15 protein-coding genes, 1 tRNA gene and 1 pseudogene are annotated in these 16438 nt (G+C 38.5%); 11 read left to right on the forward strand and 6 right to left on the reverse strand.

The genetic code is table 11. The annotated features are described in order from the left end of the window. Positions 1-82 precede the first annotated feature (82 nt). On the forward strand, positions 83-481 hold the full coding sequence (locus ORQ98_RS05085; protein WP_274687701.1) for a hypothetical protein: 399 nt from the start codon (positions 83-85) through the stop codon (positions 479-481). 146 nt (positions 482-627) lie between these two features. Here ORQ98_RS05085 and ORQ98_RS05090 read toward each other — a convergent pair whose 3' ends face one another. Together ORQ98_RS05090 and ORQ98_RS05095 are read right to left on the reverse strand one after the other, a co-directional pair. After that, complete coding sequence (locus ORQ98_RS05090) at positions 628-1371, reverse strand: substrate-binding periplasmic protein (RefSeq protein ID WP_274687702.1); 744 nt, start codon at positions 1369-1371, stop codon at positions 628-630. Between the two features lie 132 nt (positions 1372-1503). Then, the gene (locus ORQ98_RS05095) at positions 1504-1884 is read right to left on the reverse strand and encodes a YybH family protein (RefSeq protein WP_274687703.1); all 381 of its coding nucleotides are present in this window, start codon (positions 1882-1884) and stop codon (positions 1504-1506) included. Between the two features lie 124 nt (positions 1885-2008). Between ORQ98_RS05095 and ORQ98_RS05100 the strand changes: the two genes are divergently transcribed. The 3 genes from ORQ98_RS05100 to ORQ98_RS05110 all read left to right on the forward strand — a co-directional run bounded on the left by ORQ98_RS05100 (position 2009) and on the right by ORQ98_RS05110 (position 4392). Continuing rightward, a complete protein-coding gene (locus ORQ98_RS05100; protein ID WP_274687704.1) occupies positions 2009-2905 on the forward strand; it encodes a LysR family transcriptional regulator in 897 nt (298 codons plus the stop codon). 91 nt (positions 2906-2996) lie between these two features. Beyond that, positions 2997-3755 (forward strand): SDR family NAD(P)-dependent oxidoreductase, encoded by a 759-nt coding sequence (locus ORQ98_RS05105; protein WP_274687705.1) that lies wholly within the window; start codon positions 2997-2999, stop codon positions 3753-3755. Between the two features lie 22 nt (positions 3756-3777). Continuing rightward, the gene (locus ORQ98_RS05110; protein WP_274687706.1) at positions 3778-4392 is read left to right on the forward strand and encodes a cysteine hydrolase family protein; all 615 of its coding nucleotides are present in this window, start codon (positions 3778-3780) and stop codon (positions 4390-4392) included. A gap of 2 nt (positions 4393-4394) precedes the next feature. Here the strand turns inward: ORQ98_RS05110 and ORQ98_RS05115 are convergent, their stop codons facing one another. After that, complete coding sequence (locus ORQ98_RS05115; protein ID WP_274687707.1) at positions 4395-5255, reverse strand: LysR family transcriptional regulator; 861 nt, start codon at positions 5253-5255, stop codon at positions 4395-4397. A gap of 108 nt (positions 5256-5363) precedes the next feature. Between ORQ98_RS05115 and ORQ98_RS05120 the strand changes: the two genes are divergently transcribed. Beyond that, complete coding sequence (locus ORQ98_RS05120; RefSeq protein ID WP_274687708.1) at positions 5364-5777, forward strand: VOC family protein; 414 nt, start codon at positions 5364-5366, stop codon at positions 5775-5777. 210 nt (positions 5778-5987) lie between these two features. Here the strand turns inward: ORQ98_RS05120 and ORQ98_RS05125 are convergent, their stop codons facing one another. Then, positions 5988-6848, reverse strand: coding sequence for a MurR/RpiR family transcriptional regulator (locus ORQ98_RS05125; protein WP_274687709.1), 861 nt, complete (start codon positions 6846-6848; stop codon positions 5988-5990). Between the two features lie 555 nt (positions 6849-7403). Here ORQ98_RS05125 and zwf point away from each other — a divergent pair. Genes zwf through ORQ98_RS05140 form a run of 3 tightly spaced genes read left to right on the forward strand, consistent with a single transcriptional unit; the run spans position 7404 to position 10273 of the window. Continuing rightward, positions 7404-8882 carry a glucose-6-phosphate dehydrogenase gene (gene zwf, locus ORQ98_RS05130; RefSeq protein WP_274687710.1) on the forward strand — a complete coding sequence of 493 codons (1479 nt, stop codon included), beginning with the start codon at positions 7404-7406 and terminating at the stop codon, positions 8880-8882. Beyond that, complete coding sequence (pgl, locus tag ORQ98_RS05135; protein WP_274687711.1) at positions 8866-9594, forward strand: 6-phosphogluconolactonase; 729 nt, start codon at positions 8866-8868, stop codon at positions 9592-9594. The genes zwf and pgl overlap by 17 nt, the downstream gene beginning before the upstream one ends. Positions 9595-9619: 25 nt before the next feature. Next, positions 9620-10273: a bifunctional 4-hydroxy-2-oxoglutarate aldolase/2-dehydro-3-deoxy-phosphogluconate aldolase gene (locus ORQ98_RS05140; protein WP_274687712.1), complete on the forward strand. Its 654-nt coding sequence runs from the start codon at positions 9620-9622 to the stop codon at positions 10271-10273. 320 nt (positions 10274-10593) lie between these two features. On the opposite strand, the pseudogene ORQ98_RS29555 reads toward ORQ98_RS05140, so the two are convergent. Further along, a pseudogene (locus tag ORQ98_RS29555) lies at positions 10594-10725 on the reverse strand (hypothetical protein); the annotation flags it as partial. Positions 10726-11708: 983 nt separating this feature from the next. On the opposite strand from ORQ98_RS29555, the gene ORQ98_RS05145 reads away from it, so the two are divergent. Then, positions 11709-13478, forward strand: a complete 1770-nt coding sequence (locus ORQ98_RS05145; RefSeq protein WP_274687713.1) for a GspE/PulE family protein — start codon at positions 11709-11711, stop codon at positions 13476-13478. Positions 13479-13513: 35 nt separating this feature from the next. Further along, the gene (locus ORQ98_RS05150; protein WP_274687714.1) at positions 13514-13765 is read left to right on the forward strand and encodes a hypothetical protein; all 252 of its coding nucleotides are present in this window, start codon (positions 13514-13516) and stop codon (positions 13763-13765) included. 77 nt (positions 13766-13842) lie between these two features. Here the strand turns inward: ORQ98_RS05150 and rtcR are convergent, their stop codons facing one another. After that, complete coding sequence (rtcR, locus tag ORQ98_RS05155) at positions 13843-15465, reverse strand: RNA repair transcriptional activator RtcR (protein WP_274687715.1); 1623 nt, start codon at positions 15463-15465, stop codon at positions 13843-13845. Between the two features lie 461 nt (positions 15466-15926). Here rtcR and ORQ98_RS05160 point away from each other — a divergent pair. Further along, positions 15927-15998, forward strand: a tRNA-Pro gene (locus tag ORQ98_RS05160). Positions 15999-16438: the final 440 nt, after the last annotated feature.

Genomic DNA, 16438 nt, shown 5'->3' on the forward strand with positions numbered 1-16438 from the left:
AATTTAACTATTGCAAATAGTAACGAGTTTGCTTTGTTAGGTAAATAGCGTTTACCTATAGCAGGGTAGGTTTTAAAAACAAATGCAGTTATTTTTAATTATCTTGAGTATTTTATTCCTGCCTTTATTTTTGATTGCATTAACAAATAAAAAGATAGCAACAAACGCTATCTTTTTAGTAGTATTTTTTGCAATTATTATGTTTAGCTTAGGCAGCTGGAACTCCTTTCTTAATGGGTTAGCTTTTATTCTTCTTATTATAATAGTTGGATACCGATGTTTAGAAGCCTTTGTCGGGTTATCCATAGTAACTAAAAAAATTTTAAGTGTATGGACCGACCCTGAAAATAAAGTGGATTCAATAGTCAACAAAAAAACCCTTAAATTAATTGTTGGCCCCATCCTTATTTTTGTTATAGTGGCCATTACAGCTGCGGCTATTATACTGCTCAACCCAAAGCTAGCTGAGCTGTTCATCTAGCAAAAATGAAAAGCCTAATCCTCTACCTGCAGACTGTCGCCAAAAACTACAGGACATATACATCAAACCATTTCAAGATGAAACTAGAAGAACTATTAACAAACAAAGACTAAAAACATTCGCGCCAGTGGTTCCCTTAGTCAAATTTACTTTTTATATAGTCCTCTTCGAGCGTTTTCAAAATAGGTATCATATTTACCACTAGCTTTCAACTTTTTAAGGCCAGTATTAAACAACTTTATTATTTTTTCATTCTGTTTGACTTTTTTACTTAAAATTAAGTGATAGGTTGTAGTATTATATGGTCGAGGATGATGCGTCACATTCTTTACTTCATCTTCAGAAAAGTTACTATATAAAATAGCATAGCCTGCATCTAAATCAGATGGCAGTATATCAACTCTTCTATTCAATAACATTTTAAATATGGCTATTTCAGAATAAGCTCTTTCAATCTTAATATCTTTGTTTGATTCAAATTGGTATTTATAACCAATCACACCACCCACTTTTACACTGACAAAATCTGAGTAGTCTTTCCAATCAAAGGGCATAGACTTCAAGTGAAATAGTACTGACCTTCCATGAATGATAATATCACTGAAGAAAAACTCCTTTTCACGATCAGGGTCAAGACTCCAGATAAGGGAGCCATCGAATCGCCCTTCTTTTGCTTCAATATAAGCCCTTTTCCATGGCATAAAAACATAGTCTACTTTAACATCCACACTCCTAAATGCCTCTGTCACTATGTGAGAAGCAACACCATAATGCTTAAGATTTTCCGACTGATAGGGAAGCCACTCTCCATTAGTCAAACGAACAGTTAACTGATTAGTTGCATATACAAAATTAGAGACTAGCAAGAGAAAGCCTAAAAGTAGGTACATATCAGCAACCCTATAAACCATATATTAATAGTAGTATAGGGCACCTCTAATAATTATCTTATATAGAAAAAATTCTATTTAAAAAAGCATTTTACCTTAACCATATATTAGGTAAAACCGTATTTTATTTTCTTAAAACTGCTCTACTACTGTGAAATCATCCTCAACCAACAGCCATTGGCCATTTCCCTGTCGCTGCCATAACTCTTTGCTGATATAGCCACGACCTACATTCATTTGCCAATTTGCAGACAAAACAGCATTATTCTCGTCCAACACGTCAACATTGACATCTTTATAAATTAATTCAGAGGCCCCAGTAGACTGAATAAATTGCTGCCAAAATGCCAGAATTGATTCGCGCCCGACAAATTGTCCGACAGGCCTGGCATCCATTACTGCATCAACTACATAGCCTTCTGAACAACCTTTGGCATCTCCCTTATTAAAGGTTTCAATCCATTGCTTACTCGTCGCTAATACTTGCTCTTCAACTGACTTAACATGACTCATGTGCTTGCTCCGTATTCATCTGTTAACTTGAGTACCATTATATTAGTATTTATTATATTGATAATTAGTCTTTTCATGAAAAGTTTGGTTAAAATTATTGAACAATAATTAGTGAGCAGGTTTTATGAAAAGTATTTACCGCATGTTAGTGTTTGCAGAAGTTGTCCAAACTGGCTCATTTACCCGTGCAGCAGAAATGCTAGGGCATACTCGTTCAGGGGTTAGCCAGCATATCAGCCTGCTAGAAGAGGAGTTAGGGGTTAGACTGATGAACCGCTCTACTCGCCGGCTCAGCTTAACCGAAGAAGGCCGGGTTTTTGCCCGCCGCTGCCAATCCATTAAGGAGCTAGTCAATATATCCTTCGAGGAGGTACAGTCCCAAGCCAGCAGCCCTGAAGGCCCACTCGTTATTACCGCCCCCCATGCTTTTGAGAGCCAGTTGATACTACCGACACTCACTCAGCTGTGTAAGTTATTCCCTAAAATTGAGCCAAAATTAATTATTAATGACCAACGTTTAGACTTACTTAGCCATAAAATTGATATAGCCATTAGCGTCGGCGCATTACCCGACAGCAACTACAAAGCTAGAAAATTAGGTGAATTAACCGAAATTTTCTGTGCAGCCCCAGCCAAGTTGGAACAATTAGGTGAGATCAACCAACCAGAACAGCTGGCCGCCCTTCCTCATATAGCAACCAGCTGGCAGGAAAGACGCAAACAACAAACACTTTTATGGAATGGTGAAAAAATTAAGCTAAAACTACAACATCAGTTTAGGGTTAATACCCTGCCTTCAGCTGTTAATATCGCTGAGCAAGCATTAGGCATTGCCTTATTACCTGATATATATGCCCAAGACTTAATTAAACAAGGTAAACTAGTACAAGTCTTTCCCCATGTAAGATCTGAACCAAGGGAAGTTTATTGTATTCACCCTTATAGTCAGCAAGTACCGCTTAAAGTGCGAACATATATCAATTTACTTATAGATAGGATAAACATCGACAGAAATTCTTAAGCAGAGCGCCAGTTTTTTCTGATACAACAGTCATCCCTCTTAAGTTACAGTTCTATACTTCTGGAATGTGCTTAAAGGTGGAGCGATATCAGTGATCTCTCTTAAAAATAAAACAATTTTACTAACCGGTGCCTCTGGTGGAATTGGCTTGGCTACAGCTAAATGCCTATTAAAAGCAGAGGCTAAATTAATTCTGCATTATAATAGTGCTTCAGAAAATATTGGCTTGCTACAAAAAGAATACGGCTCTGACCATTGTCATCCAGTTCAAGCTAACTTAGCTAGGCCAGAAGAAGTCGATCGATTATGGCAAAATGCCCTTGACTGGCAAGGCACTCTTGATGGAGTAGTCAACAATGCGGCTTTTGAGTCACCTGCAGCCATTGACTCCCCAACACAAGAGTGGAGAGATTTATGGCAAGCAACCTTAGATATCAATGTCGTCGCGGTTGCAGATTTATGCCGTTATGCAATAACACATTATCAACAATACACTGGTGGTGTAATTATTAATTTAGCCAGTAGAGCAGCATTCAGGGGGGACTTACCTGATATGATGCATTATGCAGCCTCAAAAGGCGCTATTGTTTCACTGACTCGCTCAATCGCTAAAGCTTATGCAAAAGATAGAATTTATGCATTTAATATTGCTCCAGGGTGGATCAACACAGATCGTATCCAGGCAAAATTAGCTAAGCCTGGTAATGAAGCATTGCTTAATGAAGTACCTACAGGCAAGCCAGCGCCACCAGAAGAAGTGGCCAATATAATTGCATTTTTACTTTCCGGCCTTTCAAATCATGCAACTGGTGCAACCATTGATATCAATGGTGCCTCCTACTTTCACTAATTTATGAAAAAAAACATTTGCAATGAATAAAGAAAAACCTGACTTAGCCAATAGTGCAGTTGTTATTATAGATGTTCAGTCTGATTATATAAGCGATACAAGAACTTTATTAGAACAACAACAAGCCAGTTTACTTGAGCAATTCCCTCATTTTCCCGATAACATTCGTTCACTACTGGAAAATGCGAGGAAAAATAAAGTGCCCGTTATTCATATCCGAGAGAAAGATAACAACAAAAAGAGCACATGGATTCCCTGGTGGAATAAACTCCATCCACCGGGAAATATTGCATTAGGTGAAGGATCTCCCGAGCCCTATGCAAAAGAGCTGAAGAATGAAGCAGTGTTTATAAAGTGGACCTACGATTTATTTCATAGTATTGGTGACGAGTTTGAAGCCTATTTAAAATGTAATAATATAAAAAGATTGTACATGTGTGGTGTATTAACTAAAGCGTGCGTTATGTTTTCTGCTAACTCAGCCTTTTGTAAGGGATATGAAGTCTATATTCTAGAAGATTGCTGTGCAGACAGGAACAAAGCACATCATGATGCCATACTCACTATTTACGATGGTTATCATATTAAAGTCATTAATTCAAAAAATTTATGGGAATCAACTAAAATAACTAACTAAACTTATTCTTCATTAATCAAACCAACTAAAAAACTTATTAAACGAGAGTTAATAGTTTGTACTGGATGTAACAGCGTAATCTCTCTTTGGTACTTTTTAACATCCACATTGCTAATGACAATATCATTTGCAATTTTTTCAAGGCCTTGCCAATAAGGGATTAAGCTTACTCCTACACCTTCGGATACCAATATGGCAATTGCTTCCAAACCATCTAAATCACACAAAGGATCTACCGTTATTTGTTGATCATGCAAATATTCTGTCGCTAACCGTCCACCCCACGAATGTGGGTCGTACTGAATATACGGCTTACTTTGTATAGCCTCTGCAATAGGCAAAGATACTGACTTTGATTTTATAAAGACTAGAGGCTCTACATAGAGTGTTATTTTTTTCATCATTTTTGGTGTATCAAAAGGCGGATCAACCACTACAATAGCATCCAACTCTTCAGCTATTAACCTTTCATATAATGAGGCAGAGGTTCCTGGCACTATGCTCAGTTTAACATCTGGTGCTTGAGTCATTAACTTTTTCATTAGCTGTGGTATTAAGCCCGTTAATGCTGTTGATATAGCGCCAATACGCAGCTCTCCCGTTAGCCCTACTGGGTCTAAATCAGTTTTTAATGCTTGAATCTCTTGAACAATTTTTCTGGCCCGAGGCACCAGCCGCATGCAGCTTTCCGTTGGTTTAGCCGTATTTCCAATCCGAGAGAATAATGTTACTCCCAATTCCCTTTCCAAAGCTTGAATACGCTGACTAACAGCAGATGAGGTTAAATTTTCATGTCTTGCTGCATCAGCGATTGACCCTTTATCAATCACAGCCAATAAGCTTTTTAAAAAACGTACATCCATAAGATTCCCTAATGATTAGCAACAGTAATTTTCAGTAGCAACCCGTTTCCTACTACTACTGAATAAGTTAGGATAAATTTTATAGAAAACAACTCAGGAAATACAATTATGCAGTCATTTTTTCATATTGCTTATCATGTTAATGATTTATCTGAAGCTAGAGAGTTTTACGGAAATACATTAGGCTGTAAGGAAGGGCGCAGTACTGACACCTGGATTGATTTTAACTTTTTTAATCATCAGATATCCCTACATTTAGGAACACCTTTTACAAGAACATTAACAGGCATAGTGGGAGAACATAAAGTACCCATGCCTCATATTGGGCTCATATTAGAACTAAATGAGTGGAATAAACTTGCTGACCGCCTATGCAAGAAAAACATCAATTTTATTATCTCCCCTACTATTAGATTTAAAGGCCAACCAGGCGAGCAATACACCATGTTTTTTTCTGACCCATCTGGCAACCCTATAGAAATAAAAGGCTTCCGCAACCTAAATCAAATCTTTGATAAATAAAAAATGTAGGAACTATGCTGAGCTTTATACATTAAAAACAATACTGTATTAAAAATTTATATCCAACTTTTAATACAGGAAACAATGATCTTCCAGAACAGATAATATAACTACTTTAATCATAAAAATTTTAATCAAAAATATTTGCCGGAAAACTTGGCCACCAACTAAGAGCACATCCTTGTACACAAAAAGTAACTTATAAAGGCATTACTTCTTTACCGGCATCCGGCTCGCTTTTAAGCTGTCTTTTATTGCCTTCAGGTGTTTTTGAAAATCTACCCCACGCTTCAAAGTAACACCTGTTGCTAATACATCCAGTACGGTTAAATGCACCATCCGCGATGCCATGGGCATATATACGTCAGTATCTTCCTGGGTGGTTACTCCAATTGTCAGGGTGCACTCTTCTGCTAAATAAGAGTCTGGAGCAGTAATACCTATCACGGTAGCGCCAGCTTCGCGGCCTATTTTGGCAACTTCGACTAATTCTCTTGTACGACCAGTGTAGGAAATAATGACGATGACATCGCCCGTTCTAGCAACTGATGCCACCATTCTTTGCATTAAAAAGTCATCATAAGCCATTACAGGGATATTAAAACGGAAAAATTTGTGCTGGGCATCCATTGCTACTGGGCCAGAGGCACCTACCCCAAAAAAGCTAATTTGTTTTGCTTGAATCAGATAGTCTACTGCCTTGGTGATTTCATTAGCATCAATACTTTGTCTGGCCGCGTCCAAGCTGGCGATACTGAAAGAAAAAATCTTGTCTGTGTACTCTTGAGCAGTATCATCTTGCTCTACATTACGACTGACATAAGGGGTACCACTGGCCAGGCTTTGGGCTAACTGCAACTTGAAATCTGGATAGCCTTTCGCATCAAAACTACGGCAAAACCGGTTAACAGTAGGCTCACTTACACCTGCTTCTTGAGCTAAGGCAGCGATACTGTAGCGCGTAGCAGAATGTGGGTCTTTCAAAATCACATCAGCTACTTTGCGCTCTGAACGATTTAGCGTATCTAAACTGGTTTTAATACGCTCAATTAAATTTATAGGTCGATTCATAAAGCAATCAGAAGACCGGTTAAGTAACAGATATGCCTTCAGGGCAATCGCTGCCGCTAAAAGCGATGTTCTTTGGCTATACAAATCAGTACTTTGCCAAGCACAGTGAATAAACCACCCCAGACATAGTAGCTGTCGCAAAAGTACTTAAAATCAAGTTCCTTCTCCCCTGTAGGGAGAAGGTTAGGATGAGTGAGTCCGCGTAGCGGAGACTTTAAAGTAACTTCACCCTCACCCCAGCCCTCTCCCAGAGGGAGAGGGAGCTAAATATAACTTTTGCGACACCCTCTATATGAGAAAGTACGCGGTAACTCAGGGTACACCCCTTTAGGCTGACTATACTGAGTCTAAAAACGCGGCTTATCATAACTTGGCTTACATAGTCCTACCAGTATTTAAATGGTCCAAACTTATAACATCATACTACTTACTCTACTGATATGTAGTAAATTTAACAAACAAAATTGCAATATCAAGGTTTTAGCCCTATCATCAGGCTAAAAAAGTAATTAGATAACTACAAATTGATCGATACTATGAAAGCTGGTTGTCAGTATGAATTCCAATCAAGACAAAGTTTGTGACTTAGCTATATTTGGTGCTCAAGGAGACCTGGCACTCCGAAAGCTATTTCCTTCTCTGTTTCAGCTGGATAAAGCAGGCCTGCTGGATGCAGAAACACGCATGATCGGGCTGGCTCGCGATCATGTCGACCAACCGGGCTTTAAAGAAAATGTTACAGAACACCTGAAAAAATACATTCCAGCAGACGAGCTTGATAACGAAGTACTACAACGTTTTTGTAGTCGGCTTCAATATATCAAGCTGGATTTTGCCACAGAAGAAGGCTATGACCAGCTGGTTGCCACCCGAGCAAAGGTAAAGCATCGCTTGATATGTTATTTTGCCACACCAGCCTCCGTTTATGGCCCCATTTGTGAAAACTTGTCTAAGCACCAGCTAATAGACAGCAAAACTCGTGTAGTACTAGAAAAGCCTATTGGTTACGACCTAGCCTCATCTTGCGAAATTAACGATCAAGTGGCTAAGTATTTTGATGAATGCCAAATCTATCGTATTGACCACTATTTAGGGAAAGAAACTGTTCAAAACCTTATCGCGTTAAGGTTTGCCAATAATTTGTTTGGCTCACAGTGGGATTTAAATCATATCGATCACATTGAAATCACTGTAGCTGAAAAAGTGGGTATTGAAGGCCGCTGGGGGTATTTTGACAAAGCAGGACAACTGCGAGATATGGTCCAAAATCACCTTCTGCAATTACTCTGTTTAATTGCAATGGATCCACCCAGTGACTTATCAGCAGACAGTATCCGTGATGAAAAAGTAAAAGTACTCAAGGCACTACAGCCTATTACACCAGAGCTATTGACGACACATGTAGTACGTGGCCAATACGGCGCTGGTACTATTGACGGCAAACCAGTACCTGGCTATTTAGAAGAAGAGAATGCCAAATCCAGCAGTAGTACTGAGTCGTTTGTTTCACTAAAAGTAATGATCAACAACTGGCGTTGGGCCAATGTCCCCTTTTACCTTAGAACAGGTAAACGGATGCCTGAAAAACTGTCGCAAATCATTATCCACTTTAAACAACAACCTCATTATATTTTTGCACCCGAGCAGCGGAGCATTGCCAGCAATAAATTAATTATCCGCCTCCAGCCTGACGAAGGTATTTCACTACAGGTGATGACTAAAGACCAAGGCTTGGATAAAGGTATGCGGTTAAGAGCTGGGCCTTTACAATTAAGTTTTTCCGACACATTCCACGCCGATCGAATCCCTGATGCTTATGAGCGTCTGCTGTTAGAGCTGATGAAAGGCAATCAATATCTGTTTGTCCGGCGTGATGAAGTGGAATACGCCTGGCGTTGGTGTGATCGAATTATTCAGGGCTGGGAAGACCAAAATACCCGCCCACAAAAATATCCTGCAGGCTCCTGGGGGCCGGTTTCTTCAATTGCAATGATTACTCGAGACGGGAGATCCTGGTATGAAGACTCAGCTTAATCAGCTAGAAGCGTTGTTAAATAACAAACTGGCTAATTTTGATAATGCTGATCAGCTAACAACTGCCCTAGCCACGGATATTACCAAACAACTAACTAAAGCTATTGCAGAAAAAGGGCATGCCACTCTGATTTTATCTGGAGGACGCACCCCTATTCCATTATTTAAGCAATTGGCCAATACGGACATTGAATGGGAAAAAGTTTATATCACGCTAGCCGACGAGCGTTGGGTAAATCCTGATGATGAAGCGAGCAATGAACGATTAATCCGCCAACACCTATTACAACAGCATGCCGCTAAAGCTAGTTTTACCGGTTTAAAAAATCACCATGATTTAGCTACAGCAGGCGAAACTGAATGTAACAATCTATTAGGCAAATTACCTTACCCATTTGATGTGGTAGTGCTGGGAATGGGCAATGACGGGCATACCGCTTCTTTATTTCCAGAATCTACACGCCTGGCAGAGGGGTTAGATCCCAATAACCCTAACCACTGCCTTGCTATCACCCCAATGCACGCTCCCCATGAGCGAATGAGTTTAACCTTTGCCTCATTAAAACAAGCCAAACAGATTATTTTACATCTTTGCGGAACAGATAAATTAAATACCTTACAAACTGCCTGTGAGGATGGACCCATAGAAGACATGCCAATCAGAGCATTTCTCCGCAGCCAGTTGCCATTGACAGTCTATTGGAGTCCATAGTTAGGGATTAAAGGTTTTAAGAAATATGACAACACAACTGCCAACGTCTATCACCAGCCAAATTGACCACATTTGTAGTCAGTCTCTGATAATGCCTGTTATTACAATTAATTCTGCTGAACAGGCATTACCTTTAGCAGAGGCATTATTAGCAGGCGGTATCAATGTATTAGAAATCACCTTACGTTCTGAATATGGCTTAACTGCCATTGCTGAGCTAAGAAAAAAACTACCAGAAGCCTGGATTGGAGCAGGCACAGTCACCAATCGCGAGCTATTAAAACAAGCGCAAGAGGCAGGCGCACAATTTATAGTAACGCCAGGCAGCACTGATGATTTATTAGCAGCCGGCGTAACAGCTAATATCCCACTATTACCAGGTATTGCTACTGGCTCCGAATTAATGATGGGGCTGGAAAAAGGCTATCAACGGTTCAAATTCTTCCCTGCCGCCATAAACGGAGGAACAGCAGCACTAAAAGCATTTTCAGGCCCATTTGGCCAGGTAAAATTCTGCCCAACCGGCGGAATCAATTTAGACAATGCCGCTGAGTACTTAGCCTTAAATAATGTGATCTGTATAGGCGGTAGCTGGGTAGTATCTAAAGACGCCATCGAAAATAGCGATTGGAAAAAAATCACTACTATAACCAAAGAAAGTATTGAGCAGTTGGCTTAATATACCCAATGCGAAGGGTTTTTAGGGCTAGCCTACAGAGGTGAGGCTAGCAATAATAGCATTAACTGATAAAAGAGCGTTATCGGCAAGCCATCAAGTGACGAGTTCCAGTAGCACTTTTTATATCAATTAAAGTTGCTACCGCAAGTCTTACAGTAGTAGACTTGCCCCCATGAGCCTATATTAATAGGTGACTGGGGTGAGGAATGAAGATAACAAAACCTAAAAATGATTCGCGACGGGTATAATACAGCTAGTGAGGCACTTACAATAGTGTTTACTAAAGGGAGTAATGACTCCCTTTACATTTGAGCATGATATTACTTTTCTACCCCACTAAACATCGTTGTTTTTTTGCCTTTAATTACTAATGACCAAGCATTTTTTACGCCCGACCCAGTGTAATTATTTTTTTCTGTATCTTTAAACCAATAATACAGTGGCAAACCATCATAAGTTAACTGTAATCAATTACAACTTAACAACAATACAAAAATAACACCAAAACAATGTTTGATGAGCATACCCCCCCATAAAAGCTCTTGTTGACTTATATCAATCATTGCTTTTTATTATAATCAAAAGATTACTTTAGAGCTGCCATTACTCTAACTGTCAAGTAAAATAAGCACACGACAATGATCAATAACCAACCAATTTTTAAAGGAGTAACCTATGTTAGCTCGGATGGCATTGGCTATTATTATATGGGCATTAACTATTACCGCCATCAACTTACAAGCAGCTGAAGTTAACTGTTTCCACACCGAGCAAACATGTAATAATTAACAGCAAGGAAAGATAAATAAGGATCTATAAAAAAAGGGACAATCACCAATATCATTTAATTCTAGTAATTCCTCGTAGCTGCTCATTTAAATGACTACGAGGACTTTTATATATAGTTCTTATAGTTTGCTAAAGCTTACTCCACTTCTTAATAATAGCTTTCTAGCCTTATATAAAAAACAAGATAATGCAAGTCTATATAACCCCTTACATAATGCAGGGCAAACATACGATGTAAGTTGATTTAACACAACAATAATATTATTAACGATTGTTTTATTATGCTAACTTTCAGCGCTTGTGAATAATAACCAACATGCGAGCGAATTAGCATTTTCAGGCATATCTAATGATTGTTTACCCCTGAAGTCAGTCACTGCTACTATAAAAATTTTGGATACTATAATAAGGATGTAACTCACTAGTTATTTTTTACTTTCAAAAATATAGGCGCACTATATTAATTAGAAATAATTTTGCAATTAATATAATAAACAATTATATAACAATATTTTTACCTGCTTATGTATGATTACCAAAAAAATTTGCTAGAATTATAAAGCGCTGTTGAAGAAATTGATATCACCTATGATCAACTATTTAACCAGCTTACCTTTACAACAATTTTTAGGTTAAGGTTAAGCTTATGCCTGGCCATAATACCACTAACTTAAGTGTTCAACCTCTTCCCGAACCTATCAAGTCTTCCAGCCTTTTACTTAAAAGGCTGGAAGCTGCGAGTACTCCGGTATCTTATCGCCTGGATATTTTACTTATTGTATTCGGTTTTCTGTCACAAGAAGCAAGACATGAAAATATTAAATATTTAAATAAACTGAACGCTGACTCAGACATTGGCCACTACTTAATAAGTAAAAATATTATAACAGAAAGAGAGTTTCAGCGTGTTTTAGCTTATAAATTAGGTATGCCTTTTGTGTCACTTATAGATTTAGAATTTGACCTAAATATTATAAATCTTTTACCTGAAGAAGTCGCTAGAGACCATACTGTATTGCCAGTATTAGATCTTGGAGAAAAACTAGTCATAGCAATGACGTTGCCACTAAAAAGCCAAACTATAAAATATTTAAGTTTTTTAACCAATTTTGTTATTGAGCCTGTAATTGCAGAGAGAAAAGATATTGAGTTCGCAATAGCAAGACTATACGGGACCAGTAGTGAACTTGAAGCATTAGAAGAGTTTAAAAGCAACTACCATGAAGGAAACAAGCTAACTAGCAAAGACAACCTATTACTTGGCCAAAAAAAGCCTATTGTAAAACTTGTTCATAATATGATTCTTGATGCTATTGGTAGCAAGGCCTCCGACATACATTTGAGACCTTGTGAAAACGGGATAGATTTATTATTTAGAATTGATGGTAGCTTAATTAAAATACGAACATTTACTAAAGGGCTACTAGCCCCCATCATAAGCAGGTTAAAAGTCATGTCAGGAATGGACCTTGCTGCACACCATTTACCACAGGATGGACAGGCTTATTTAAAAAAAGGTGATCGGCAAATTGACTTACGGTTTTCAGTTATACCTACTATTTATGGAGAAAGCGCAGTTATAAGAATTCTTGATGCAAAGTATGGCATGAAGAATTTATCTGGTATTGGTTTCTCAGAAAAAGACTTAACCTTATTTACTAATTTATTACACCGATCAAATGGTATTATTCTAGTGACAGGACCTACTGGCTCCGGAAAATCAACAACCCTTTATGCCGCTTTACAAGAAATAAAAATGCGTAATGTTAATGTTGTTACCGTAGAAGATCCGGTTGAATATCATATTGACGGTCTTGTACAAATACAAGTCAACCACTCGATTGGCTACACTTTTTCAAGGGCATTAAGGCATATTCTAAGACATGACCCTGATGTGCTTATGGTAGGTGAGATAAGAGATTTAGAGACAGCACAAATGGCTATTGAATGTAGCCTTACAGGACATATAGTACTCTCTACGTTACATACTAATAGTGCAGCAACAACTATAGCACGTTTACTAGAAATTGGTATTGATCCTTATCTTGTAAATACTTCCTTGTTAGGTGTTTTAGCCCAGCGGCTTGTTCGTTGTAACTGTAAACATTGCTTAGTGGAAGAAAAAGTAAGGGCTGGTGTTCACTCTTCTCTGGGTTTGAAAGATGAAGAAACTTTTTATCGAGGTAAAGGTTGCGACCACTGCCGTAACACAGGTTATTCAGGCCGGCATGCCGTTTATGAGTTACTGATTATGAGCAATGAAATTCGTCAAGCAACTATTAATGGTAGTGGTGCTGAGCTTATTAAAAATGCAGCTATAAAAGAAGGTATGACACCGCTCACACAACAAGCACTTAGCTTGGCTCGTAATAAACTAACATCGTTAGAAGAAGTATATCGAACCATTTTAGATTAAAAAAAAACAAACTTGCTATCAATGGAGTATTGACTATGCATATCTCCTTAACGAAACCAGAGCTAGATAGAGCACTGATCAAAGCCACAGAAATGTGGGAAAAAAGTGATGATAGTGACTATTTAGCAAAATCGTTACTTTATCATAATCAGTTAGTGAAAAAGCTAGATGCTGTTTATAAGGCAGCTAAGCTATATTTACATTCAGGTAGTGGAGCAAAGGAGCATACAAAACTCATTAGAGCTATAGATATAGTAGAACAAATCGAGTCAATTAAAGAATGGTAAAAACCATATCATAATTCAGGTAATAGTTTTTCAAACTATTACCTTTCCAACGAAAACGGAGATAACTTTATAAACCACTATGATCTAACCTGATTAAAGCTCAAACCAAACTTAGACAAATAAATCCGTAAACGATGACTATCATTATTAGATGCTTTTTGCGTTCGAGAATAATTAAACAATTCCCTTCCTGCCGCCGATAACGACGATTGCTGCTGGCAAATAGAAATCACCTGCTGTAGTTGTAACTGATCAAACAAATCAATTGAAGCTAATTGTTCTTCACTAAAATAATGTGCTAAGTCTACACCAAAATGATTAACTTTGGGCTGATCGGTTTGCCAGTGCTTGGATAACCGTTCTACTTCTTCACTGACAATGATTTCATTAATTCGTCCTCCTTCTGCTAACGTTAACATCCTTTGTACGCTGGCATTTAAGTCACGAAAATTGCCTCGCCAACTGGCCTGTGAAGATGTAGCAAAAGCTAGGTATTGCTGCTTTGCCTGTTGATTAAAACTGGCTTTATGGGCTGTTTTTCGCTCATGCTCCTGTAGCTCATAATTCAAGTTTGGCTCAATATCTTCTTTTCGTTGAGCTAAACCAGGCAGCTGATAAGTCCATAAGTTGATACGAGCTAATAAGTCATCACGAAATACCCCTTCTTCAACTGCCTGATATAGATCTTTATTGGTGCCAGCTATTTGTTGAAAATCACTTTGGACAGGCTTATCACTACCTAATGGGTAGAATGTTTTTTCCTCAATAGCATGTAGTAGCATAGCTTGTTCATCTAGCCCAAGCTCACCAATTTCATCAAGAAATAACAACCCTTGGTTTGCTGCTAATAATAAACCATCCCGCTTATTTTGAGCTCCAGTAAATGCCCCTTTAATATGACCAAATAATGCTGACATAGCATTATCACCTTTTAAGGTTGCACAGTTAACTGCAATAAAATCACCAGCAACCAAGCCTTTTTGTTGTTTTAGCTGATAAATTCGTTTTGCCAGCATTGATTTACCTGCTCCAGTTGGCCCAGTAATTAACATGGGTGCCGTACTCCGAACAGCGACTTTCTCGATCTGCTCGATCATTTGGTTAAACGCTTTATTTTTAGTTTGAATGCCACTTTTTAAGAAAGACTGGTCATCTAAAGCTTCTTTTTGAAAACGCTGCGCTAAGGCATCATATTTAGATAAATCCAGATCAATAACGGAGTAAGTACCAATCGCATTACCTTCTTCGTCTTTTACTCCTGGAGAAGACTGCAATAAACGGGCAGGTATATAGTTAGCTTCACACAATAAAAACCAACAAATCTGCGCTACATGGGTCCCAGTGGTGATGTGCAAATAGTAGTCTTCCTTTTCAGGCTTAAACGGGTAAGACTGACAGAACTCCAATAGCACACTATAAACTTCTTCAAAATCCCAAGGGTCGATAAAGCGAACTGAATGCAAATTGTAAGCTGTATGATTAGACACCTCCTGCACATCTTCACACACCTTAGTTGCCAAGTTTTTATCCCTTGGTTGATGCAGCAACTCTAAACGATCTAGCTTAAGATCCTTTTGCTGAAAAATACTAACGGTTGGCCGCCAGCTACTCCAACGCTTAGTCCCTTTACCTCGACGATCCTTAGTCGTACCCAGCAAACCAATGGCAACCTTAGTTTTGTTTGTTTTTTCACTCGTCACACCAACCTCACCTTATTACATTGCATACAAATGCTGCTACTCGGCCCTACCAATTAACCGCTAACATACATATTATTTATATAGATCAATATTATATCCATATAGATATTTCAACAACAAAACTTCAGCGACAGCAATTCATGCTGGCCTCTCAGGTGATTCTTGCTATACCTTGAATATCAAGGCCTCCAACACTTTTAACAAAGAAATTTTAAAAGTTGGCACGTTAATCGCCTTATGATTACTGTGCAAAGCGGAATGCTTTAGCAGGTCTGGTTTTTTGCTTCAAACCAAAGCCAGCCTGGTAACTCTTGTTTCAAGTAAGTTGTACCAAAGCGTCCCAAGACACAGTGCCCTTTCTCGGCATGGATTCGTAAGAATCTTATTGGGTTTTTTATGATATGGCATACAACTGGGTTCGAGTCCCTAAAAACCACCATTCATACTGGCTTTTAACCAGTGCTTGATAGCTCATTTGGTAGAGCAGTTGCTTAGGGAGCAATTGGTAGAAGGTTCGATTCCTTCTCAAGCTGTATAAATGTAAAAAGACTACGCAAGTAGTCTGCAATGAAATATACCCAAAGCGAAGGGTTTTTAGGTGAGGCTATCGAGTGATGAAGCCCCGTGAGCCTATAAATAATAGGTGATTGGGGTGAGTCACGATGATAACAAAGCCTAAAAGCGATTCGCGAAAGGTATAAAAGAGGTTAGCGGTTGTTGCCGCTGTTTAGCTTAATTAAATAACAGCATTAAATTTATCAAAACTTAAAGTGAATGCAGGAAGCAATTACTTAAGGAATGGTGACTTTAATGAGGTAGCTAAAGCTGTACTAGTAGTTACCAGTTATTTAATTATTTGGTTCGTTATTGAATCATTCCTTACAGGGTTACATTCTGTGGATCAACCACATACGATGTACAAATGTAAGCGAACCATTCTTTAACCACCACTATTCAAGTAACCGCCCCTAAC

Origin of the sequence: Spartinivicinus poritis (assembly GCF_028858535.1) — a bacterium.
In the GTDB taxonomy this organism is placed as follows: Bacteria; Pseudomonadota; Gammaproteobacteria; order Pseudomonadales; family Zooshikellaceae; genus Spartinivicinus; species Spartinivicinus poritis.

Bases quoted from the DNA above. Each gene is read 5' to 3' on its own strand.
- ORQ98_RS05120 (WP_274687708.1), top strand. From the start codon at position 5,364: ATGCAGTCATTTTTTCATATTGCTTATCATGTTAATGATTTATCTGAA.
- ORQ98_RS05100 (WP_274687704.1), top strand. From the start codon at position 2,009: ATGAAAAGTATTTACCGCATGTTAGTGTTTGCAGAAGTTGTCCAAACT.
- ORQ98_RS05115 (WP_274687707.1), bottom strand. From the start codon at position 5,255: ATGGATGTACGTTTTTTAAAAAGCTTATTGGCTGTGATTGATAAAGGG.
- ORQ98_RS05085 (WP_274687701.1), top strand. From the start codon at position 83: ATGCAGTTATTTTTAATTATCTTGAGTATTTTATTCCTGCCTTTATTT.
- ORQ98_RS05095 (WP_274687703.1), bottom strand. From the start codon at position 1,884: ATGAGTCATGTTAAGTCAGTTGAAGAGCAAGTATTAGCGACGAGTAAG.
- pgl (WP_274687711.1), top strand. From the start codon at position 8,866: ATGAAGACTCAGCTTAATCAGCTAGAAGCGTTGTTAAATAACAAACTG.
- ORQ98_RS05125 (WP_274687709.1), bottom strand. From the start codon at position 6,848: ATGAATCGACCTATAAATTTAATTGAGCGTATTAAAACCAGTTTAGAT.
- ORQ98_RS05090 (WP_274687702.1), bottom strand. From the start codon at position 1,371: ATGTACCTACTTTTAGGCTTTCTCTTGCTAGTCTCTAATTTTGTATAT.
- ORQ98_RS05140 (WP_274687712.1), top strand. From the start codon at position 9,620: ATGACAACACAACTGCCAACGTCTATCACCAGCCAAATTGACCACATT.
- ORQ98_RS05150 (WP_274687714.1), top strand. From the start codon at position 13,514: ATGCATATCTCCTTAACGAAACCAGAGCTAGATAGAGCACTGATCAAA.
- ORQ98_RS05110 (WP_274687706.1), top strand. From the start codon at position 3,778: ATGAATAAAGAAAAACCTGACTTAGCCAATAGTGCAGTTGTTATTATA.
- ORQ98_RS05145 (WP_274687713.1), top strand. From the start codon at position 11,709: ATGCCTGGCCATAATACCACTAACTTAAGTGTTCAACCTCTTCCCGAA.
- zwf (WP_274687710.1), top strand. From the start codon at position 7,404: ATGAATTCCAATCAAGACAAAGTTTGTGACTTAGCTATATTTGGTGCT.